Below are 21,885 nucleotides of genomic sequence, written 5' to 3' on the forward strand. Positions count from 1 at the left end.
CCCCCGCTGACGCCGGTCCGAGTCCTCCCAGGCCCCCGGGGTGCGCTTTGCGTGCCCGCGGGGGCCTTTGTGCTGCTTGCCCGTTGCGCAGGGCGCGTCGGCCGGTCACAGAGTGGTGGAGACCCCTTGTGGCGTGGCTCACCCAGTCCTTAGCCTCCGTGTGTTGTGCACAGCGAAACCGCTATTGCATATGCTGCAACGCGCTCGGAGGAACACTCCATGAAGCTGTCCGTTCGCATGGTCGCCGTCGCGGCCGTCCTCGCCACCGCCGCCTGCGCCCCCCAGACCTCGGGCACGTCCTCCTCCGACAAGGACGAGAAGACCGGCACCCTGCGCGTCTGGCTCTTCCAGGAGGTCAACAACGAACCCAAGGAACAGGTCGTCGACTCCGTCCTCGCCGCGTTCGAGAAGGAGCACGAGGGCGCCGAGGTCACCGTCGAGTACATCCCCGTCGAGACCCGCGCCCAGCGCATCAAGGCCGCCTTCAACGACCCCGCGTCCGCCCCCGACCTCATCGAGTACGGCAACACCGACACCGCCGGCTACGTGAAGGACGGCGGACTCGCCGACGTCACCGAGGACTTCGGCGCCTGGGACGAGGCCAAGGACACCGACCCCACCGCCCGCCAGTCCGTCACCGTCGGCGGAAAGGTCTACGGCGTGCCCTACTTCGTCGGCGTCCGCGCGCTCTACTACCGCACCGACGTCTTCGAGGAACTCGGCCTGGACGTCCCGAGGACCCAGGCCGAGCTGATCTCCACCGCCAAGGAGATCCGCGCCGCCCGCCCCGACCTGTACGGCCTCGCCGTCGGCGGCGCCTACACCTACGGCGCGATGCCCTTCCTCTGGGCCCACGGCGGCGAACTGGCCACCGGCAAGGGAGGGTCGTACGCCTCCGCCGTCGACAGCGCCGCCGCGCGCAAGGGCATCGAGGCGTACACCTCGCTGTTCGGCGACGACAACTGCCCGGCCGCCAAGTGCGCCGCGATGACCGGCAACGACACCATCACCGCCTTCGCCGCGGGCAAGGCGGCCATGGCGATCGGCGGCGACTTCAGCCACGCCGCCGTGGAGGCCGGCGAGGTCAAGGGCGAGTACGCCGTCGTCCCGCTGCCGGGTGTGGAGGCCGGGTCGATCGCGCCCGCGTTCGCGGGCGGCAACAACCTGGGCGTGCTGAAGTCCACCACGCACCGCACCCTCGCCGTCGACCTGATGAAGCGGCTCGCGTCCAAGGAGGCGCAGGGCGAGCTGTTCGACGCGATGGGCTTCCTGCCGACCTTCTCCGACGTCCGGCAGCAGGTGGCCGCGAAGGAGGCCTTCGTGAAGCCGTTCGTCGCGACGCTGGCCGCCGGCACCAAGTTCGTGCCGGTGTCGCCGGCATGGGCGCAGATCGACGCGGGACAGGTGCTGCCGACGATGTTCCAGGAGATCGTGTCCGGCAAGAAGGACGTGGCGACCGCGTCCGCCGACGCGGCGAAGAAGATGAACGACGCGTTCGGGTCGGCCGGATGACCGTGTCCACGGGCCCGGGGGTTCTGGAGCGTCGGCGGGCTCCGGTGCGCGGGGGCTCCCCGCGCAGTTCCCCGCGCCCCCGAGCGGGGCGTCCGGGCACCCCCTGGCTGTATCTCGCCCCGGCTCTCGTGGTCCTCGGCGGGCTGCTCGCCTACCCGATCTACCAGCTCGGGCTCATCTCGGTCTTCCACTACACCCAGGCACAGGTCAGCGGCGGGGAGCCGACCACCTTCGAGGGGTTCGGGAACTACGCCGAGCTGTTCGGGGACGCGCAGTTCTGGGAGGTGCTGCTGGCCACCGTGCTGTTCGCGGCGGCCTGCGTCGTCTCCACGCTGGCCGTGGGGTGCGCGCTCGCCGTGCTGCTCACGCGGGTGCGGGCGGTGCCGCGGCTGGCGCTGATGCTGGCCGCGCTGGGCGCCTGGGCCACTCCGGCGATCACCGGGTCCACGGTGTGGCTGTTCCTCTTCGACGCCGACTTCGGCCCGGTCAACCGGCTGCTGGGGCTCGGCGACCACTCCTGGACGTACGGGCGGTTCAGCGCGTTCTTCCTGGTGCTGCTCGAAGTGGTGTGGTGCTCCTTCCCGTTCGTGATGGTCACCGTCTACGCCGGCATCCGCGCGGTGCCCGCCGAGGTGCTGGAGGCGGCCGCGCTGGACGGGGCCTCCTCGTGGCGGATCTGGCGGTCGGTGCTCGCGCCGATGCTCCGCCCGATCCTGGTCGTCGTCACCATCCAGTCGGTCATCTGGGACTTCAAGGTCTTCACGCAGATCTACGTCATGACGGGCGGCGGGGGCATCGCGGGACAGAACCTGGTGCTCAACGTCTACGCCTACCAGAAGGCGTTCGCGTCCTCGCAGTACAGCCTGGGCGCCGCGATCGGCGTGGTGATGCTGCTGATCCTGCTCGCCGTGACGCTGGTGTACCTGCGGCTGCTGCGCCGCCAGGGGGAGGAACTGTGAGCCTCGTGAGCCGGGACGGGGAACCCCGGGTGAATCTTCCGCGCCGGTTCGCCCGGCGCCCGGGCCGGACGGCGGCCGAGGCGGCCGCCCTGGTGATCGCCGCCGTGGTGGCCCTCCCGCTGTACTGGATGGTGCTCAGCGCCTTCAAGCCGGCCGGGGAGATCGAGTCGAGCGAGCCGCGGCCGTGGACGCTCGCGCCGACGCTGGACTCGTTCCGGCGGGTGTTCGGGCAGCAGGATTTCGGCCGTTACTTCCTCAACAGCGTCGTCGTCGCGGTGGCCGTGGTGATCGCTTCCGCGCTCATCGCGTTTCTCGCCGCGACCGCCGTGACGCGATTCCGGTTCCGTTTGCGGACCACCCTGCTGATCATGTTCCTGGTGGCCCAGATGGTGCCCGTGGAGGCGCTGACGATCCCCCTGTTCTTCGTGATGCGGGATCTCGGCCAGCTGAACACGCTGTGGTCGCTGATCCTGCCGCACATCGCCTTCTCGCTGCCCTTCGCGATCTGGATGCTCAGGGGATTCGTGAAGGGCGTTCCGGAGGCGCTGGAGGAGGCCGCGTACATCGACGGCGCGAGCCGTGCGCGCTTCCTCTGGCAGATCCTTTTCCCGCTCGTCCTGCCGGGCCTCGTGGCCACCAGTGTGTTCTCGTTCATCTCCGCCTGGAACGACTTCCTGTTCGCCAAGTCGTTCATCATCAGCGACATCTCCCAGTCGACCCTGCCGATGGCGCTGCTGGTGTTCTACAAACCCGACGACCCCGACTGGGGCGGGGTCATGGCGGCGTCCACCGTGATGACGATTCCGGTGCTGGTCTTCTTCGTACTCGTACAGCGGCGTCTGGTCTCCGGACTGGGCGGCGCGGTAAAGGACTGACGTGATGCCGACTTCACTGATTCCGGCCCCCCGGGGCGTCGTCGCCGGCGACGGGGAGACGCGCCTGACGGAGCGTTCCGGGCTGTACGCCGGCGCCGGGACGGAGGGCGTGGGGCGGTGGCTCGGGGCCGTGCTGCGGGCCGCCACCGGACTGTCCTGGCGCGAGGCGAGGGAGCCCGCGGAGGCCGGCGACGGCATCCGCCTCGCCCTCGCCCCGGACCTCGGCCCCGAGGCGTACCGGCTCGTCAGCGACCGTACGGGCGTCCTCGTCGAGGGCGGTGACGCGGCCGGCGTCCTGCACGGCGCGCAGACGCTGCGGCAGCTCCTCGGCCCCGACGCGTTCCGCAGGGCGCCCGTGCGCCGCGACCGGGCGTGGACGGTGCCGCACGCGACCGTCGAGGACGCGCCCCGTTTCCGCTGGCGCGGGCTGATGCTCGACGTGGCACGCCACTTCATGCCCAAGGAAGGCGTGCTCCGTTATCTCGACCTGATGTCCGCGCACAAACTCAACGTCCTCCACCTGCACCTGACGGACGACCAGGGCTGGCGCGTCGAGATCAAGCGGTATCCGCGGCTCACCGAGATCGGATCCTGGCGCGCCCGCACGAAAATCGGCCACCGCGCCTCGCCGCTCTGGGACGACCGGCCGCACGGCGGCCACTACACCCAGGACGACCTCCGCGAGATCGTCGCCCATGCCGCCGAACGGCATATCAGCGTCGTTCCCGAGATCGACGTCCCCGGGCACTCGCAGGCCGCCATCGCCGCGTATCCGGAACTCGGCAACTCCGACGTCGTCGACACCTCCGCGCTGACCGTCTGGGACACCTGGGGCATCAATCCGAACGTCCTCAGCCCCACCGAGGACACCCTGCGCTTCTACGAAGGGGTGCTGGAGGAAGTCCTGGAGCTGTTTCCCGCCGACGCCGGGCCGTTCTCGTCGTTCGTGCACATCGGCGGCGACGAATGCGTCAAGGACCAGTGGCGGGCGTCGAGGACGGCGCAGGAACAGATCGTGAGGCTCGGTCTCGCGGACGAGGACGCCCTGCAGTCCTGGTTCATCGGTCACTTCGACGGCTGGCTGGCCGAACGCGGGCGGCGGCTCATCGGCTGGGACGAGATCCTGGAGGGCGGACTGGCGCCCGGCGCGGCCGTGTCGTCCTGGCGCGGCTACGCGGGCGGAATCGCCGCCGCCCGCGCCGGGCACGACGTGGTGATGTGCCCCGAGCAGCAGGTCTATCTGGACCACCGCCAGGACGCGGGCCCCGACGAGCCGGTGCCGATCGGGTACGTGCGCACCCTGGAGGACGTCTACCGCTTCGAACCGGTCCCGGCGGAGCTGACGCCCGAGGAGCGGGCGCGGGTGCTGGGCACGCAGGCCAACGTGTGGACCGAGGTGATGGAGGACCAGGGGCGCGTCGACTACCAGGTGTTCCCCCGGCTCGTCGCGCTGTGCGAGGTCGCCTGGAGCGAGCTCCCGGCCCCCGCCGACCGGGACTTCGCCGGCTTCGAGCGGCGGATGACCGAGCACTACCGGCGCCTCGACGCCCTCGGCGTCGCCTACCGCCCGCCCGCCGGCCCCCGCCCGTGGCAGCGCCGCCCGGGCGTCCTCGGCCGCCCGCTCGACGGGCCGCCGCCGGCCGTGTAGGCACGCTCCCGAGTCGTCCCCCGGTGCTCCTGTGCCCCGGGGGACGACCCGTGCCCCGCGCGTTCGCTGCGGGCCGAACAGGCCGAACAGGCCGGGCCATAACGGAACAAGAGCTTCCGAAGCCTGTGATTCCGCGGCGCCGCGGCGATTCGGGGAAGGAATCGGCCGGGACCGTGCCCAGCCGGGCGAATGCCTCCTAGCGGACCCCCGTCTTCGGCGCCTGCCAAGATGTGCCAGAGTTGCCACGTCCGCCCTGTCAGCACGTACCGTACGGCGCACGGGCGGGACCAGGTGGGGCAGCGGGAAGGGGCAGCCTGTTTTGAGCACGCACGCACCGCAGGCGGCGCAGGCCGTGACGCTGCCCACGACGCTGGACGAGGCCGTGGCGGCGCTCACCGCCATGCCCGCCGCCGTGCCCGTCGCGGGCGGCACCGACCTGATGGCCGCCGTCAACTCCGGGCAGCTCAGGCCCGCCGCACTGGTCGGCCTCGGCAAGATCAACGAGATCCGCGGCTGGCAGTACCTGGACGGACACGCGCTGCTCGGCGCCGGACTCACCCACGCGCGCATGGGGCGCCCCGACTTCGCCGCCCTCATCCCGGCGCTCGCCGCCGCCGCGCGGGCCGCCGGACCCCCGCACATCCGCAACGCCGGCACCCTCGGCGGCAACATCGCCTCCGCCGCCCCCACCGGGGACGCGCTGCCCGTGCTGGCCGCCCTGGAGGCGACGCTGATCGTCGCGAGCCCGGGCGGCGCCCGCCGCGACGTCCCGGTGTCCCATCTGCTGGCCGGCATGGACGCGCTGCGCCCCGGCGAGCTCATCGGCTACGTGCGCGTACCGCTGCTGCACGCCCCCCAGGTCTTCCTGAAGGCGACCGGCCGCACCGGACCCGGCCGCGCGGTCGCCTCCGTCGCCCTCGTGCTGGACCCCGCCCGGCGCGGGGTGCGCTGCGCGGTGGGCGCCATCGCGCCGATGCCGCTGCGGCCCCTGGAGGCCGAGCAGTGGGTCGCGCAGCTCATCGACTGGGACAACAACCGGGCGATCGTGCCCGAGGCGCTCAGCGCGTTCGGGGAGTACGTCGCCGCGGCCTGCATCCCCGACGCCGCGCCCGGCGAGGACGGCACCGTCCCGCCGCTGCCACCCGCGGTACTGCACCTGCGGCGCACCGTCGCCGCGCTGGCCCGACGAGCACTGGGGAGGGCGTTGTCGTGACCGACGACCAGCACGGACAGGGCGGCACGCCTCCGGGCGGCAGCCGCTGGGACCCCCTGCCGCAGGGCGACTACGACGACGGCGCCACGGCCTTCGTGAACCTCCCGGAGGGCGGCATCGACGCCCTGCTGGACTCCATGGAGAGCCCGCTGGCCGCACCCGGCCACGGCTACGTGCCGCCGCAGATCACGGTCACGCCCGCCACCGCGGGCACCGACCCGGCGGCCACCGGCGCCTGGGCGGCGCCCGGCGCCCCCGTCGACGGGGCCCGGTGGAACGACCCGGGGTCCGCGCAGGCCGACGCGGTGGCGGGGGACCGGTTCGGCTACGACCCCGGCGCGAGCGGACAGTGGGCCTACGACCCGAACGCGGCGGGCCCGCACCACGCGCAGGCCCAGGACCAGGATCCCGCGGGGCGGCACCGGGCGCCCGGACAGGCGCCGGGCCAGGACGTCACCGGGCAGTGGTCGATCCCCGTGGCGGGCGGCGACCTGCCGGACGAGTCCGGCGAGTTCACCGCGTCCTCCTTGGTCGAGCAGTGGGGCGGCGCCCCTCCGGCGACCCTCCCGGGCGGCGCCGCGGCCCCCTGGGCCGAGTCCCAGTCCATCGGCACGCCGTGGGGACCGGGCGTACCGGGCGTGCCGCAGGGCCACGAACAGCAGGACAGCCCGCAGGGGCCGCAGGGCGGTGAGCGAGCCCCTCAGGGCGGTGAGCACGGGTCCGAGGGCGGCGAGCGGGTCCCCCAGAGCGGCGAGCTCGGGCCGGAGGGCGGTGCCCACGGCCCGCAGGGCGGCGCGCACGAGCCCCAGCCCGGCGTTCACGGGCCGCAGTCCGGTTCGCAGGAGCCGTGGGACGGCGAGCTCGGGCCGCAGGGCGAGGCCCACGACCCGCAGGTCGATGCTCACGGCCCGCAGGGCGGCGCGCACGGATCGCAGCCCGGCCCGCACGGGCCGCAGGACGGTGGGCACGGTCCCGAGGCCGGTGAGCAGGCGCCGCAGCCCGGTGCCGACGGACAGCGGTCCGGCTCGTACGGCACCGAGGGCGGTGACCACGACCTCGCGCACGAACCGCAGGACGCCTCCGCCACCCGGCCGCACGGCGGTGCTCCCGCGCACGGTCGGCAGCCGGACGGTGACCAGCCCCCGCATCCGGGCGCGCCCGGCGCCTCCCCGGAGCAGCCGCCGCACGCCCGGCACGGTGACCACGCCCACGGCCGGCCGCAGGCGGGCCCCGTCGCCGAGGGCGTCCCGGCGCACGAGGCCCCGCACGCGTCCCGGCCGCTGCCCGCCGAGGCGTACCCGGAGCACCCCCGGCCGTCCGGGGCCGAGCAGCCGTGGCAGTCCGGTGCCGGTGAGGCCGAGGCCGCCGAGGGCCGCGAGCACCCGCAGGCCCCCCAGGGCGCCGAGGAGCCCGCGCCCGGGGCGTCCGGGAGCGACGGCGGCCCCGAGGACGCCCGGACCGCTTCCCGGCCGTCCGAGGGGCCCTCGGAGCCCTCCGCCGGCGACGGCGCTTCCGCCGACCCGCACACCGCCCCCGAGGCGGACGGTCCGGGCGAGACGGACGTCCCCGCCGCGGACGTCGCGGACCTCGTCGTGGCTCCCCACGACGACCACCCCCTCGCCTCCTACGTGCTCCGCGTCAACGGCACCGACCGGCCCGTCACCGACGCCTGGATCGGCGAGTCGCTGCTCTACGTGCTGCGCGAGCGGCTCGGTCTGGCCGGCGCCAAGGACGGCTGCTCGCAGGGCGAGTGCGGCGCGTGCAACGTGCAGGTGGACGGCCGGCTCGTCGCGTCCTGCCTGGTCCCCGCCGTCACCGCGGCCGGCAGCGAGGTCCGCACCGTCGAGGGACTGGCCCAGGACGGCCGCCCCTCGGACGTGCAGCGCGCCCTCGCCCGGTGCGGAGCCGTGCAGTGCGGCTTCTGCGTGCCCGGCATGGCGATGACCGTGCACGACCTGCTGGAGGGCAACCCGGCCCCGACCGAGCTGGAGACCCGCCAGGCCCTGTGCGGCAACCTGTGCCGCTGCTCCGGCTACCGGGGCGTGGTGACCGCCGTGCAGGAGGTCGTCGCCGAACGCGAGGCGAAGGCCGAGGCCGCGGCGGACGACGGCGACGGCACCCCGCGCATCCCGCACCAGGCGGGCCCCGGCGCCGGCGGGGTCGGCCCCTCGGCGTTCGGCGTCGCACCGCAGGACCAGCCCCACGGCCAGGACGGAGGCCAGGCGTGAGCAACGAAGCAGCCACCGTGCAGACCGCCGAGGCGGCCCCCGGGGAGGAGGCCGTCCCGCGTGGACTCGGCGTCTCCCTCCCGGCCGCCGACGCGCGCGCCAAGACCGAGGGAACCTTCCCGTACGCCGCCGACCTGTGGGCCGAGGGCCTGCTGTGGGCCGCCGTGCTGCGCTCGCCGCACCCGCACGCGCGCATCAAGTCGATCGACACCACGCACGCGCGCGAGATGCCCGGCGTCCGCGCGGTCGTCACCCACGAGGACGTCCCCGGCGCCTCGGTGCTCGGCCGGGGCACGGCCGACCGCCCGGTCTTCGCCTCCGAGGTCGTGCGCCACCACGGCGAGCCGCTGGCCGCCGTCGCCGCCGACCACCCGGACACCGCGCGGATGGCCGCCGCCGCGGTCATCGTCGAGTACGAGGTGCTCGACCCGGTGACCGACCCCGAGCAGGCCTTCGAGGCCGAACCGCTGCACCCCGACGGCAACCTGATCCGGCACATCCCGCTGCGCCACGGCGACGCGGAGGCGGCCGGCGAGGTCGTCGTCGAGGGGCTGTACCGCATCGGGCGCCAGGACCCCGCCCCCATAGGGGCCGAGGCCGGGCTCGCCGTGCCCCGCCCGGACGGCGGGGTCGAGCTGTACCTGGCGTCCACCGACCCGCACGGCGACCGGGACACCGCCGCCGCCGCGTTCGGTCTGCAGCAGGACCAGGTCAAGGTCGTCGTCACCGGGGTGCCCGGCGCCACCGCCGACCGCGAGGACCAGAGCTTCCAGCTCCCCCTCGGACTGCTCGCGCTGAGGACCGGCTGCCCGGTGAAACTCGCCGCCACGCGCGAGGAGTCCTTCCTCGGCCACAGCCACCGCCACCCCACCCTGCTGCGCTACCGCCACCACGCCGACGCCGAGGGCAGACTGGTCAAGGTCGAGGCGCAGATCCTGCTCGACGCGGGCGCCTACGCCGGCACCTCCTCCGACGCCCTGGCCGCCGCCGTCGCCTTCGCCTGCGGCCCGTACGTCGTCCCCAACGCCTTCATCGAGGGCTGGGCGGTGCGCACCAACAACCCGCCCTCCGGCCATGTGCGCGGCGAGGGCGCGATGCAGGTGTGCGCCGCGTACGAGGCGCAGATGGACAAACTGGCCAAGAAGCTCGGTCTGGACCCGGCCGAGGTGCGGCAGCGGAACGTGATGGCCACCGGCGACGTGCTGCCCACCGGCCAGACCGTCACCTGCCCCGCCCCGGTCGCCGAACTGCTCGAAGCCGTACGGGACTTCCCGCTGCCGCCGCTGCCCAAGGACACCCCCGAGGACGAGTGGCTGCTGCCCGGCGGCCCCGAGGGCGCGGGCGAGCCGGGCGCGGTGCGCCGGGGCGTGGGCTACGGCCTGGGCATGGTGCACATGCTGGGCGCGGAGGGCGCCGACGAGGTGTCCACGGCCACCGTGCGCGTCCAGAACGGCGTGGCGACCGTGCTGTGCGCGGCCGTCGAGACCGGGCAGGGCTTCTCCACGCTGGCCCGGCAGATCGTGCAGGAGACCCTCGGCATCGACGAGGTGCACGTGGTGCCCGTCGACACCGACCAGCCCCCGGCCGGGGCGGGCTGCCGCGGCCGCCACACCTGGGTGTCGGGCGGGGCGGTGGAGCGCGCGGCCAAGATGGTCCGCACCCAGCTCCTCCAGCCGCTGGCGCACAAGTTCGGCATGTCCACCGAGCTGCTGCAGATCACCGACGGCAAGATCACCTCGTACGACGGCGTGCTGTCCACGACCGTCACCGAGGCGATGGACGGCAAGGAGCTGTGGGCGACCGCGCAGTGCCGCCCCCACCCCACCGAGCCGCTGGACGGGTCCGGGCAGGGCGACGCCTTCGTCAGCATCTCCTTCTGCGCGATCCGCGCGGTGGTCGACGTCGACATCGAGCTGGGCTCGGTACGGGTCGTGGAGCTGGCGGTCGCGCAGGACGTGGGCCGGGTGCTCAACCCGGCGCAGCTCGCCGCGCGCATCGAGGCGGGCGTGACCCAGGGCCTGGGCGCCGCGCTCACCGAGAACCTGCGCACCCCGCGCGGCCTGATCCGCCACCCCGACCTCACCGGGTACGCCCTGCCGACGGCGCTGGACGTGCCCGACATCCGGATCGTGAAGCTCGTGGAGGAGCGGGACGTGGTCGCGCCGTTCGGCGCGAAGGCGGTGAGCGCAGTGCCGGTGGTGACCTCGCCGGCCGCCATCGCCTCGGCCGTGCGCGCCGCCACCGGCCGGCCGGTGAACCGGCTGCCGATCCGCCCGCAGGCCGCCGTGGTCACCGGGAACTGAGCGGTTCCCCGGGGCGATCGCCGCGTCCGGGCAACGCGAACGGCCTCCCGCGCGTCTTGAGGGACGGGGCGCCGGCCGCGCCCCGCGGTCCTGAGGCGTTGTCAGTGGCGCCGCGTAGTCTGCGGAAGCAGTGGGGGACGGCCGCGGGTCCGGCAGGGCGCGGGCCGTCCTGCCCGGGGCGGGACGTTCGCGGGCCCGGGACCGAGCACACGTATCGCGGGGGAATCATGAGCACGACCGACACCGTTGTCGCGAGGGCGATCACACTCACCGAGGACGACCTCGGTCCCCAGGTCACGCACGCCTCGACGCGGCACTGGCTGACCGGACCCGGACTGCCGTGCGACAGCGGCCTGTTCCGGTTCGCGGAGCCCGCCCGTCCCGGCGGACCGCACACGGTCGCCGACGTGACGGGCGGCGGCGACCGGCTCCCGCCCGCCCTGCGCGACCAGCTCGTCATCGGCGAGTTTATGGCCCCGGCGGGCCTGGAGACGGAGTCGGTGCTGCTCGACGGCGCGACCGGCGAGGTCTCCACGACGTACGTCCACGACCGGCCCGACCTCATGGACTGCCGTCCGCTCGCCCCGTCCCTGCCGACCCTGGTCCGCTTCGCCGCGGCCACGGACGAACTGGCGGGGCTGCGCGGCCAGTTCGCCGCCTACGCCGGCCGCTACGGCGCCAAGGCGGTCGCGGAGGCCTCGCGGCAGCTGCTCGCGGTGTTCGAGGAGGGCGCGGACGGCGAGCCGGCGCCGTTCTGGCGGATGGCGGCGCTGATCCGCCCCCTGGCCCTCGTGGCGGGCCCCGGCACGTCCTCCGGGCTGGCCCTGGACCTGCCCCTGCGCCTGCTGGACGAGGAGTTCGGCCGGGGCGGCGTGGTCCGCTTCGAGGAGGTCGACTTCCCCGCGACGCTCACGCACGAGCCGACCCGCCGCTTCCTGCGCGAGACGGGCCTGCCCGAGGACGGCTTCCTGTTCTCCCTGGACACCGACCAGCCGCTGCGCACGCTCACGGAGTACGCGGCCGACGACTGCGGAAGGGAGTTCCCGCCGGGTCTCCTCCCGGCCCACACCGACCGCCTGATCCGCGTCGGCCACCTGATCGACGACCACAGCCTGGTCGTCGACGGGGCGACGGGCGCGGTGCTCAGCTGGAGCGAGGGGGACGCGGCCCTGCGCCCGCTGAACACGGACATCTCCACGCTGGCCTTCACGCTCTGGCTCCTGCACCGGGAGCGCTCCCTCGACGAGGCCTCCGGCCACGCCCTCACCAGCGACGCCTACGACCAGCTCGCCCTGACCATGATCCAGGTCCTCGCCTCCGTCGACCCCACGGGCACGGCCCCGGACACGGACTGGCACTACTGGACGTGCCTCTTCCAGGACGAGGCGGGCGGGGTTCTCTGAGCCGCTCGGGCACGCGGCCGTGCCCGAGCGGGGCAAGCGGTGCCGTGCGGCGCCTCGCCGTCCCCGGGACGCCCCCTCGGGACGGGGGAAGGCGCCGGGGCCTACGACCAAGGTCCCGGTGCCGATACCGACCCCCGACAGGGGTCAAACAGGGGCGTGGACCTTACCCTGGCGGGCATGACCGCCCCGAACCCCCGCGACACGGGTGTCGCCGAGCCCGCCGCCGCCCCGGCCGTCGTCCCCGACGACACCGTCCTCAGCCGCAGGTACCGGGCGCTGAGCGTCGGGGTCGTCTCCGTCGTGCTGCTGATCGCCTTCGAGGCGACGGCGGTGGGCACGGCCATGCCCGTCGCGGCCCGTGAGCTGAACGGCGTCCCGCTGTACGCGTTCGCGTTCTCCGGGTACTTCACCACCAGCCTGTTCGGCATGGTGCTGTCCGGCCAGTGGTCCGACCGGCGCGGCCCGCTCGCGCCGCTGACCTGGGGCATCGCCTCGTTCGCGGCAGGGCTGCTGATCGGCGGCACCGCGAGTGCGATGTGGCTGTTCATCCTGGGCCGCGCGGTGCAGGGCCTCGGCGGCGGCCTGGTGATCGTCGCCCTGTACGTCGTCGTCAGCCGCGCCTATCCGGAGCGGCTGCGCCCGGCGATCATGGCGGCGTTCGCCGCGAGCTGGGTCGTCCCCTCCATCGTCGGCCCGCTCGCCTCCGGCGCGGTGACCGAGCACCTCGGCTGGCGCTGGGTGTTCCTCGGCATACCCGTGATCGTGGTGCTCCCGGTGGCGCTCGCCCTGCCCCAGATACGCCGCCTCGCCGCCGGCCCGGTCGGGGACGCCGAGGCCCCGGCCTCCTTCGACCGCCGCCGCATCCGGCTGGCGTTCGCGATCTCCTCCGGCGCGGGCCTGCTCCAGTACGCCGCCCAGGACCTGCGCTGGCTGTCCCTGCTGCCGGGCGCGCTGGGCGTGGCCCTGCTGGTGCCGGCCGTCCTCGGCCTGCTCCCGCGCGGCACCTCCCGGGCCGCCCGCGGTCTGCCGTCCGTGGTGCTGCTGCGCGGTGTCGCCGCCGGGTCCTTCATCGCGGCGGAGTCCTTCGTCCCGCTGATGCTGGTCACCCAGCGGGGACTCAGCCCCACGCTGGCCGGTTTCTCCCTCGCGGCCGGCGGCGGCACCTGGGCGCTGGGCTCCTGGGTGCAGTCCCGGCCCCGCCTGGAGCAGCACCGGGAGCGGCTGATGACCCTCGGCATGCTGCTGGTCGCGTTCGCCATCGCGGCGGCGCCGAGCGTGCTGATCCACGCCGTGCCGGCCTGGACGCTGGCGGTCGCCTGGGCGTTCGGCTGCTTCGGCATGGGCCTGGTGATCTCCTCCACCAGCGTCCTGCTGCTCCAGCTCTCCGCCCCCGAGGAGGCGGGCACCAACTCCGCCGCGCTCCAGATCTCCGACGGCCTCTCCAACGTCCTCCTCCTGGCGATCGGCGGCGCGGCCTTCGCCGCCCTCGGCGGCGGCACCGTCAGCCACGCGGCGACGGAGGCCACCGGGTCCCACCCGGCCGCCTTCGCCGCGGTGTTCCTGCCGATGGCGGCGGTGGCCCTGGCGGGGGTCTGGGTGGCGACCCGGGTGCGGCCGGTTCCGGACGGACAGACATGACCCCGGCTGGTACCACGCAGTACCGCCGCGTCATGGCTGGACTGAACGTGCGTTTCACCGATGAAGAGCTCGACGCGCTGCGTGAGCGGGCCGCTGCCGGGGGACGCAGCATGCAGGCCTTCGCGCACGACGCGGTGATGGCGGCCGTGAACGAACGTTCCCGGCTGTTCGACGAGGCGGCCGACCACGTGCTGAAGGCGGGTGCGGAGCTGAACCGGAGGCTCGCCTGATGTACCACCTCGCCTTGCCCGAGCCGTTGAACCTCGCGAAGCGGCTCGGGAGGAGGCGGTGCGCGACTACGGACTGCTCGGCTCGGCGCTGGCGCGCCCGCGGTCGAGCGTGTTCGGCCAGGACGCCTGCCCCGACGTGTGGCAGAAGGCCGCGGCCCTGATGGAGTCCCTCGCGCGCAACTACGCGCTGGTCGACGGCAACAAGCGTCTCGCCTGGTGCGCGGCCTGGGTCTTCCTGCACATGAACGGGCGCCCGCTCGACCCGGGATTCGACGTGGACGAGGCCAGCGATTCGTGCTCGACGTCTGCCGGGGAGGGCTGGACGTGCCCGAGATCGCGTCCCGGTTGCCGCGCTTCGCGCGCTGACTGTGACCTGAGTCCCATCTGCGGCGGCGCCGGTCGCGTACCGGCGCCGACGGCTCCGGGCCATCGGTAGGGTGGCCCGGTCGTCCTACGCAGATGCGCCGACCGAACCACCCCCTCGGAGATCGTGACTACCACCGCCGGCCCCGCCTCGCACCACCTGTCCCCGGCCTTCCCCGGCCGTGCCCCCTGGGGCACCGCCGGCAAGCTGCGCGCCTGGCAGCAGGGGGCGATGGACAAGTACATCCAGGCCCAGCCCCGTGACTTCCTCGCGGTCGCCACGCCCGGCGCCGGAAAGACCACGTTCGCGCTGACGCTGGCGTCCTGGCTGCTGCACCACCACGTCGTGCAGCAGGTGACCGTCGTCGCGCCCACCGAGCACCTGAAGAAGCAGTGGGCGGAGGCCGCCGCCCGCATAGGCATCAAGCTCGACCCGGAGTACAGCGCGGGCCCGCTCGGCAAGGAGTACGACGGCGTCGCCGTCACGTACGCCGGCGTCGGCGTGCGCCCCATGCTGCACCGCAACCGCGTCGAGCAGCGCAAGACCCTGGTGATCCTCGACGAGATCCACCACGCCGGCGACTCCAAGTCGTGGGGCGAGGCGTGCCTGGAGGCGTTCGAACCGGCCACCCGCCGGCTCGCGCTCACCGGCACGCCGTTCCGCTCGGACACCAACCCCATCCCGTTCGTGACGTACGAGGAGGGCGACGACGGGATCCGCCGGTCGTCCGCCGACTACACCTACGGGTACGGCTCCGCCCTCGCCGACGGCGTCGTCCGGCCGGTGATCTTCATGTCGTACAGCGGCAACATGCGCTGGCGCACCAAGGCGGGCGACGAGATCGCCGCCCGGCTCGGCGAGCCCATGACCAAGGACGCGATCAGCCAGGCCTGGCGCACCGCCCTCGACCCGCGCGGCGAGTGGATGCCGTCGGTGCTGCGCGCCGCCGACCAGCGGCTCACCGAGGTCAGGAAGGCCATCCCGGACGCCGGCGCCCTGGTCATCGCCTCCGACCAGGAGTCCGCCCGCGCCTACGCCAAGCTGATCCGCGACCTCACCGGCCACAAGGCCACGCTGGTCCTCTCCGACGACGCCGGCGCGTCCAAGCGGATCGACGAGTTCAGTCAGAGCGACGACCGCTGGATGGTCGCCGTCCGCATGGTGTCCGAGGGCGTCGACGTCCCGCGCCTCGCGGTCGGCGTGTACGCCACCACCATCTCCACGCCCCTGTTCTTCGCCCAGGCCGTCGGCCGTTTCGTGCGGTCCCGGCGGCGCGGCGAGACCGCGTCCGTGTTCCTGCCGACCGTGCCGGACCTGCTCTCCTTCGCCAACGAGATGGAGCGCGAGCGCGACCACGTCCTCGACAAGCCCAAGAAGGGGGGCGAGGAGGACCCGTACGCCGAGTCCGAGAAGGAGATGGACGAGGCGAACAAGCAGCAGGACGAGGACACCGGCGAGCAGGACATGCTGCCCTTCGAGGCGCTGGAGTCCGACGCCGTCTTCGACCGGGTCATGTACAACGGCGCCGAGTTCGGCATGCAGGCCCACCCGGGCAGCGAGGAGGAGCAGGACTACCTCGGCATCCCCGGCCTGCTGGAGCCGGACCAGGTGCAGCTGCTGCTGCAGAAGCGGCAGGCCCGGCAGATCGCGCACAGCAGGAAGAAGCCGGCCGAGGAGGCCGACCTGCTCGAACTGCCCGCCGAGCGGCGGCCCGTGGTCTCCCACAAGGAGATGATGGAGCTGCGCAAGAAGCTCAACTCGCTCGTCGGCGCGTACGTCCACCAGAGCGGCAAGCCGCACGGGGTGATCCACACCGAGCTGCGCCGGGTGTGCGGCGGCCCGCCGTCCGCCGAGGCCACCGCGGGGCAGCTCCGCCAGCGGATCGCCAAGGTGCAGGAGTGGGCCACCCGCATGCGCTGAGGGGCCCGGGGAGTCATCTGCGGGCGGTGGGGCGTGCGGGAGCGGTCACCCCGCGTGCGTACCGGGACAAAAGTCACCTGTTTGCTCAACTGATGACCGGATTCTGGACGGAGCCTTCCGCTCAGCGGACCGGCTCGTTACTGTCCCGCTACGCACACGCCCCGTGGCAGCGCCGCCGCGGAGCGCAGCCGTGAAGCGACTGTGCCCGGGACTGGTCCGGGCGCCGGCCGATCGGCGGCCTCTGGAGCGCGTGACCGCCGGGACTCGGTGACGTACATGCAGCGAGGGGGCCGTCGACCTCACCACTGAAGGAGTGGGCGTCGTGACCGCGGAGACCTCTCAGACGCTCGACAGGGGCCTACGGGTCCTGAAGCTGCTCGCCGACACGGACCACGGGCTGACCGTCACCGAGCTTTCGCACAGACTGGGCGTGAACCGGACCGTGGTGTACCGGTTGCTCGCCACGCTGGAGCAGCACGCGTTCGTCCGCCGCGACCTGGGCGGCCGGGCCCGCGTCGGGCTCGGTGTGCTGCGGCTGGGACGGCAGGTGCACCCGCTGGTGCGGGAGGCGGCGATGCCGGCGCTGCGGTCCCTCGCGGAGGACATCGGCGCGACCGCCCACCTGACCCTGGCCGACGGCGCGGAGGCGCTGGCGGTGGCGGTGGTGGAGCCGTCGTGGACCGACTACCACGTGGCGTACCGGGCGGGGTTCCGGCACCCGCTGGACCGCGGGGCTGCGGGCAAGGCGATACTCGCCGCCCGGCAGCGGGCCCTCGGCGACCCCGGCTACACCCTGACCCACGGCGAACTGGAGACCGGCGCCTGCGGGGCAGCCGCGCCGCTGGTGGGCGTCACGGGCGTCGAGGGCAGCGTGGGCGTCGTGATGCTGGCGGACGTCGTGCCGGAGCGGGTCGGCAAGCGCGTGGTGGAGGCGGCCCGGGAGGTCGCCGAGGCCCTGCGCTGACCGGAGGACGCGGGCGGGGGAGGCTCCGCCCGCGTGGACGCCCCGGCCGGGCCTCACCCCCGTCACGTTAGATTGGCTCCGTGCTCACTCGCCTCACACGTCCCCAAGCCCTGGCCGTCTGCGCCGCCCCGGTCGTCGCGCTGCTGGCCACCGCGGTCCTCGCGCCGCTGCCCTTCTCCGTGGCGCAGCCCGGGACGACGGTCGACGTGCTCGGTGAGGACAAGGGCCGACAGGTCATCGCCATCTCCGGCGCCGAGGTGCGCAGGACCACCGGCCAGCTGCGGATGACGACCATCGTGGCCACTTCCCCGGACACCCGCGTGAACCTGCCGCAGGTGATCGACAGCTGGTTCCGCAGCGACGAGGCGGTCATGCCCCGCGACGCCGTCTACCCCAGCGGGGACGACGTCCAGGAGATCGAGCAGTTCAACCGGAAGCAGATGAAGGAGTCCCAGGACGAGGCCACCCGGGCCGCGCTGGCGTACCTGGGCCGGGAGAACGAGGGCATCGACGTCACCCTGAAGCTCGCCGACGTCGGCGGCCCGAGCGCCGGACTGCTGTTCTCCCTCGGCATCGTCGACAAGCTGGACGGCGACGGCCGCGGCGGCGACCTCACCGGCGGCCGGGTCGTGGCCGGCACCGGCACCATCGACGCCGAGGGCAGGGTCGGCGCGGTCGGCGGCGTGCCGCTGAAGACGCAGGCCGCCGAGCGGGACGGCGCCACCGTCTTCCTGGTCCCGCGCGACGAGTGCGCGGACGCGCAGGCCGAACTGCCCGAGGGGCTGCGCCTGATCCCGGTCACCACCCTGAAGGGCGCCGTCGACGCGCTGGTCGCCCTGGAGAAGGGCGCCGGCGAGGTCCCGAGCTGCTGACCCGCCGGCCGGTCACCTCTCCTTCACGAGCCCCTCGGCCACCATCCAGTCCAGCGCGACCTGATGGGGGTCCTCCCCGTCGACGTCGACGCGGGCGTTGAGGGTCTGCGCCACGGTGTTGTCCAGCTTCTCCGTGACCGGGGCCAGCACCTCGGCGATCGCCGGCCACTTCTCCAGCGTCTCGCTGTTCACGGTCGGGGCCGCGTTGTAGTGGGGGAAGAACTTCTTGTCGTCCTCCATCACCACCAGGTTCATGGACTTGATCCGCCCGTCGGTGGTGAACACCTCGCCGTAGACGCAGGCGCCCTTGGCGGTCTGCGTGTAGATGATCCCGGTGTCCATCTGCGTGACGTCGCCCGGCGGGACGCTCATCCCGTACGTCTTCTCCATGCCGGGCAGCCCGTCCGCGCGGTTGGCGAACTCGCCCTCCACGCACAGCGTCACCGCGCCCGGGTCGGACTCCGCCAGCTCCGCCACCTCCGACAGGGTGTGCGTGCGGTACCGCTCGTAGTTCGCCCGGTTCATGGCGAGGGCGTACGTGTTGTTCAGCTCCGACGGCTCCAGCCAGGTCACCCCGTTCTCCGCGTCCGCGTCCCGCACCGCCAGCCACTGCTCGCGCGGGTCGGGGATCGGCCTGCTGTTGCCCTGGTACGTGATCCACGCCGTGCCCGTGTACTCGAACCCGGCGTCCGCCTCGCCCTTGACGACCGCCTCCCGCGAGCCGACCGAGCCCTGGATGCCGGTCCGGTCCACCACCTCCGCGCCCGCCGCCTGGAAGGCGATGCCCATGATCGCGCCGAGGATCAGCTGCTCGGTGAACTCCTTCGAGGTGACGGTGAGTTCCGCGCCCTCCAGCGGCCTGCCCCGGCCGACCGTGCCCGGCTCCACGTCGTCGACCATGGGCGACCCGCTGGTCAGCCCGCACCCCGCGACCACCGCCAGCAGCACCACGGCCGACAGCACTCGCACCCCGCTCACGGCCCGGCCTCCAGCCCGCGCGGCCGCAGCAGCAGCTCCGCCAGCGAGGCCAGCCAGTCCACCAGCAGGGCCAGCGCGACGGTGAGCACCGAACCCACCACGAGGACCGGCATGCGCTGGCTGGTGATCCCGGTGGTGATCAGCACCCCGAGCCCGCCGCCCCCGCCGAAGGTGGCGAGCGTCGCCGTGCCGACGTTCAGCACCAGGGCCGTGCGCACGCCCGCGAGGATCAGCGGCACGGCGAGCGGCAGTTCCACGCGGGTGAGCACGCCCAGCGGGGACATGCCGATGCCGCGCGCCGCCTCCAGCAGCGCGGGGTCGTTGGCCCGCAGCCCGGCGACGGTGTTGGACAGCACCGGCAGCACGGCGTAGGCGATGATGCCGATCAGGGCCGCCTTCCGGCCGATGCCGAGCCAGATCACCAGCAGGGCCAGCAGGCCGATCGCGGGGGTGGCCTGCCCCGCGTTGGCGAACGCCATGACCGCCGGGGCGGCCCGGCCGGCCCGCCCCCGGGTCAGCAGGACGCCCAGCGGGATCGCGATGATCAGCACGAAGAACGTCGAGATCGCGGTCAGCTCGATGTGCTGCCACAGCGCCTTGGTCACCTGCCCGTCCGACAGCGCGTTGCGGGTGAGGGCGTCCAGGTCGGCCTGCGCGAACCACAGCCAGGTCGCCAGCAGCACGGCGATCAGCCCCACCGGCAGGAAGGTCAGCTTCTGCCTGCTCACCCGGGCCGGCGCCACGGCCGGCCGGGACGGGGGAGCGGCCTCCTGCCCGTCCGGTCCGGCGTCCTCCCGCACCTCGGGCCCGTCCTCGGGCCGCCGCGCCTCGGAGGTCCTCACGCCCGCGCCTCCCCGCGGTCGCCCGAGGGGTGCGCGCCCTCCTGCTCGGCGTGCGTCCGCGCGGCCCGCTGCTCCTCCGGGCCGGCCTGCGCCTCCCGCGCCTCCAGCCGGTCCGCCTCCAGGAGTTCGTGCACGGAGTTCATCAGCGTCTCCACGTCCACGACACCCTCGTAGGCGCCGTGCCGCCCGGTGACCGCGACCCGGCCGGTGTTGTCGGTGAGGACCGCCTCCAGCGCGTCCCGCAGGGTCGCGTCCCGGGTCACCGTGTCGTGCACCAGCACGCCCGCGCGGGCCAGCGAGCCCTTGGCGCGCAGGATGTCGCCGTGCCGCAGCCACTTGTAGGGGCGGCCCCGCTCGTCCAGCACCAGCACCTCGTCCGTGCCGCCGGAGCGCAGCCTGGTGAGGATCTCGTCGAGCGGGTCGTCGACGCCCGCCGTGGGGTAGTCGGTGATCGTCACCTCCCCGACCCGGGTGAGGCCGAGCCGCTTCAGCGCCGCGCCCGCGCCGACGAAGCCGGACACGAAGTCGTCGGCGGGGTGGGTGAGGATCGCCTCGGGAGTGTCGAACTGGGCGATGCGGGAGCGTTCGCGCAGCACCGCGATCCGGTCGCCGATCTTGATCGCCTCGTCGAAGTCGTGGGTGACGAAGACGATCGTCTTGTGCAGTTCCCGCTGGAGCCGGATCAGCTCGTCCTGGAGGTGGTCCCGGGTGATCGGGTCGACCGCGCCGAACGGCTCGTCCATCAGCAGCACCGGCGGGTCCGCCGCCAGCGCCCGCGCCACGCCCACGCGCTGCTGCTGGCCGCCGGAGAGCCGGCGCGGATAGCGGTCGCGGAACTCGGCGGGGTCCAGGCCGACCAGGTCCAGCATCTCCTCGACCCGGTCCCGCACCCGCGCGGCCGGCCAGCGCAGCATCTTCGGCACCAGGGCGATGTTCTGCGCCACGGTCATGTGCGGGAACAGCCCGCTCGCCTGGATCGCGTAGCCGATGGTGCGGCGCAGCCTCACCGGGTCCATGTCGGTGACGTCCTCGCCGCCGATGCGGATCCGGCCGCCGGTCGGCTCGATCAGCCGGTTGATCATCTTCAGGGTGGTGGACTTCCCGCACCCGGAGGGGCCGACGAGGACCACCGTCTCGCCCGCCCCGATCTCCATGCTGACGTCGTCGACGGCGGGCCGGTCGCTGCCCGGGTAGCGCTTGGTGAGGCCCTCCAGCTCGATGGTCGCCCCGACCGACCGGGGTCCGGTCCCGGTCGTCTCAGGCTCGGCCACGGATCCCCCTGGAGATGGTCAGCCGCCCGATCAGGACGTACGCGGCGTCGAACAGCAGGGCCAGGACGACGATCCCGAGGGTGCCGGCGAGCACCTGGTTCAGCGCGTTGCTGCTGCCCAGGGAGGCGATCCCGCGGAAGATCAGGTTGCCGAGGCCCGGTCCGGAGGCGTAGGCGGCGATGGCGGCGATGCCCATGAGCATCTGCGTGGAGACCCGGATGCCGGTGAGGATGGGCGGCCAGGCCAGCGGCAGCTCCACGCGCGCCAGCCGGGCCAGCCGGGACATGCCGATCCCGGTGGCCGCGTCCACCAGGGCGGGGTCCACCCCGCGCAGCCCGACGATCGCGTTGCGCACGACGGGCAGCAGCCCGTACAGGGTCAGCGCGATCACGGTCGGCGCCACGCCGAGCCCCACGACCGGGACGAGCAGGCCGATCATGGCCAGCGCGGGGACGGTCAGCAGGGTCGCGGTGACGGTGGTGGCGAGGTCGCCCGCCCACGCGCTGCGGTAGGTGAGGATCCCGATCAGCACGCCGAGGGCGGTGGCCGCCACCATGCACTGGAAGACGACGCTGGCGTGCTGGTAGGCGTCGACGAGCAGTTGCTGATGCCGGCTCTCCAGGTACTCCCAGAAGTTCACATCCGCTCACCCCAGCTCGGCCAGG

Annotated in this window: 17 protein-coding genes and 1 pseudogene; 14 read left to right on the plus strand and 4 right to left on the minus strand. The window is 73.7% G+C overall.

The features are described 5' to 3' along the window. Nucleotides 1–219: 219 nt before the first annotated feature. From C1708_RS20125 to C1708_RS20190, 14 genes and pseudogenes are all read left to right on the plus strand, one after another. Complete coding sequence (locus C1708_RS20125; protein WP_106413988.1) at nt 220–1,512, plus strand: extracellular solute-binding protein; 1,293 nt, start codon at nt 220–222, stop codon at nt 1,510–1,512. After that, complete coding sequence (locus C1708_RS20130) at nt 1,509–2,471, plus strand: carbohydrate ABC transporter permease (protein WP_198602546.1); 963 nt, start codon at nt 1,509–1,511, stop codon at nt 2,469–2,471. The genes C1708_RS20125 and C1708_RS20130 overlap by 4 nt, the downstream gene beginning before the upstream one ends. Continuing rightward, nucleotides 2,468–3,346: a carbohydrate ABC transporter permease gene (locus C1708_RS20135; RefSeq protein WP_391663889.1), complete on the plus strand. Its 879-nt coding sequence runs from the start codon at nt 2,468–2,470 to the stop codon at nt 3,344–3,346. The genes C1708_RS20130 and C1708_RS20135 overlap by 4 nt, the downstream gene beginning before the upstream one ends. 4 nt (nt 3,347–3,350) lie before the next feature. Beyond that, complete coding sequence (locus C1708_RS20140) at nt 3,351–4,994, plus strand: beta-N-acetylhexosaminidase (RefSeq protein WP_106416391.1); 1,644 nt, start codon at nt 3,351–3,353, stop codon at nt 4,992–4,994. Nucleotides 4,995–5,313: 319 nt separating this feature from the next. After that, complete coding sequence (locus C1708_RS20145) at nt 5,314–6,207, plus strand: FAD binding domain-containing protein (RefSeq protein WP_106413989.1); 894 nt, start codon at nt 5,314–5,316, stop codon at nt 6,205–6,207. Then, entirely contained in the window at nt 6,204–8,435 is a 2,232-nt protein-coding gene (locus C1708_RS20150; RefSeq protein ID WP_106413990.1) for a 2Fe-2S iron-sulfur cluster-binding protein, read from the plus strand. The genes C1708_RS20145 and C1708_RS20150 overlap by 4 nt, the downstream gene beginning before the upstream one ends. Next, complete coding sequence (locus C1708_RS20155) at nt 8,432–10,738, plus strand: xanthine dehydrogenase family protein molybdopterin-binding subunit (RefSeq protein ID WP_106413991.1); 2,307 nt, start codon at nt 8,432–8,434, stop codon at nt 10,736–10,738. The genes C1708_RS20150 and C1708_RS20155 overlap by 4 nt, the downstream gene beginning before the upstream one ends. 227 nt (nt 10,739–10,965) lie before the next feature. Beyond that, on the plus strand, nt 10,966–12,141 hold the full coding sequence (locus C1708_RS20160) for an SUKH-4 family immunity protein (protein WP_106413992.1): 1,176 nt from the start codon (nt 10,966–10,968) through the stop codon (nt 12,139–12,141). A gap of 177 nt (nt 12,142–12,318) precedes the next feature. Further along, complete coding sequence (locus tag C1708_RS20165) at nt 12,319–13,779, plus strand: MFS transporter (RefSeq protein WP_106413993.1); 1,461 nt, start codon at nt 12,319–12,321, stop codon at nt 13,777–13,779. Nucleotides 13,780–13,811: 32 nt separating this feature from the next. Continuing rightward, nucleotides 13,812–14,009 carry a hypothetical protein gene (locus C1708_RS20170; RefSeq protein WP_106413994.1) on the plus strand — a complete coding sequence of 66 codons (198 nt, stop codon included), beginning with the start codon at nt 13,812–13,814 and terminating at the stop codon, nt 14,007–14,009. Further along, nucleotides 14,009–14,375: pseudogene (locus tag C1708_RS20175) on the plus strand (type II toxin-antitoxin system death-on-curing family toxin). Before C1708_RS20170 ends, C1708_RS20175 begins: the two are co-directional and overlap by 1 nt. Before the next feature lie 124 nt (nt 14,376–14,499). After that, a complete protein-coding gene (locus tag C1708_RS20180) occupies nt 14,500–16,293 on the plus strand; it encodes a DEAD/DEAH box helicase (protein WP_106413995.1) in 1,794 nt (597 codons plus the stop codon). A 322-nt stretch (nt 16,294–16,615) separates the two neighbouring features. Next, complete coding sequence (locus C1708_RS20185; protein WP_106413996.1) at nt 16,616–17,257, plus strand: IclR family transcriptional regulator; 642 nt, start codon at nt 16,616–16,618, stop codon at nt 17,255–17,257. Between the two features lie 80 nt (nt 17,258–17,337). After that, nucleotides 17,338–18,129 (plus strand): S16 family serine protease, encoded by a 792-nt coding sequence (locus tag C1708_RS20190; protein ID WP_106413997.1) that lies wholly within the window; start codon nt 17,338–17,340, stop codon nt 18,127–18,129. A gap of 12 nt (nt 18,130–18,141) precedes the next feature. Here the strand turns inward: C1708_RS20190 and C1708_RS20195 are convergent, their stop codons facing one another. Genes C1708_RS20195 through C1708_RS20210 form a run of 4 tightly spaced genes read right to left on the minus strand, consistent with a single transcriptional unit; the run spans nt 18,142 to nt 21,860 of the window. Then, nucleotides 18,142–19,107, minus strand: coding sequence for a glycine betaine ABC transporter substrate-binding protein (locus C1708_RS20195; RefSeq protein ID WP_106413998.1), 966 nt, complete (start codon nt 19,105–19,107; stop codon nt 18,142–18,144). Beyond that, nucleotides 19,104–19,949, minus strand: coding sequence for an ABC transporter permease (locus tag C1708_RS20200; RefSeq protein ID WP_106413999.1), 846 nt, complete (start codon nt 19,947–19,949; stop codon nt 19,104–19,106). Before C1708_RS20200 ends, C1708_RS20195 begins: the two co-directional genes overlap by 4 nt. Next, complete coding sequence (locus C1708_RS20205) at nt 19,946–21,220, minus strand: ABC transporter ATP-binding protein (protein ID WP_106414000.1); 1,275 nt, start codon at nt 21,218–21,220, stop codon at nt 19,946–19,948. Before C1708_RS20205 ends, C1708_RS20200 begins: the two co-directional genes overlap by 4 nt. Next, nucleotides 21,207–21,860 carry an ABC transporter permease gene (locus tag C1708_RS20210; protein WP_106414001.1) on the minus strand — a complete coding sequence of 218 codons (654 nt, stop codon included), beginning with the start codon at nt 21,858–21,860 and terminating at the stop codon, nt 21,207–21,209. The genes C1708_RS20205 and C1708_RS20210 overlap by 14 nt, the downstream gene beginning before the upstream one ends. Between the last annotated feature and the right edge of the window lie 25 nt (nt 21,861–21,885).

Source organism: Streptomyces sp. DH-12 (assembly GCF_002899455.1).
GTDB lineage: Bacteria > Actinomycetota > Actinomycetes > Streptomycetales > Streptomycetaceae > Streptomyces.

What these genes read in the sequence shown, in the direction of transcription:
- C1708_RS20130 (WP_198602546.1), top strand. Translation starts at nt 1,509, where the DNA reads ATGACCGTGTCCACGGGCCCGGGGGTTCTGGAGCGTCGGCGGGCTCCG.
- C1708_RS20140 (WP_106416391.1), top strand. Translation starts at nt 3,351, where the DNA reads ATGCCGACTTCACTGATTCCGGCCCCCCGGGGCGTCGTCGCCGGCGAC.
- C1708_RS20170 (WP_106413994.1), top strand. Translation starts at nt 13,812, where the DNA reads ATGGCTGGACTGAACGTGCGTTTCACCGATGAAGAGCTCGACGCGCTG.
- C1708_RS20125 (WP_106413988.1), top strand. Translation starts at nt 220, where the DNA reads ATGAAGCTGTCCGTTCGCATGGTCGCCGTCGCGGCCGTCCTCGCCACC.
- C1708_RS20165 (WP_106413993.1), top strand. Translation starts at nt 12,319, where the DNA reads ATGACCGCCCCGAACCCCCGCGACACGGGTGTCGCCGAGCCCGCCGCC.
- C1708_RS20160 (WP_106413992.1), top strand. Translation starts at nt 10,966, where the DNA reads ATGAGCACGACCGACACCGTTGTCGCGAGGGCGATCACACTCACCGAG.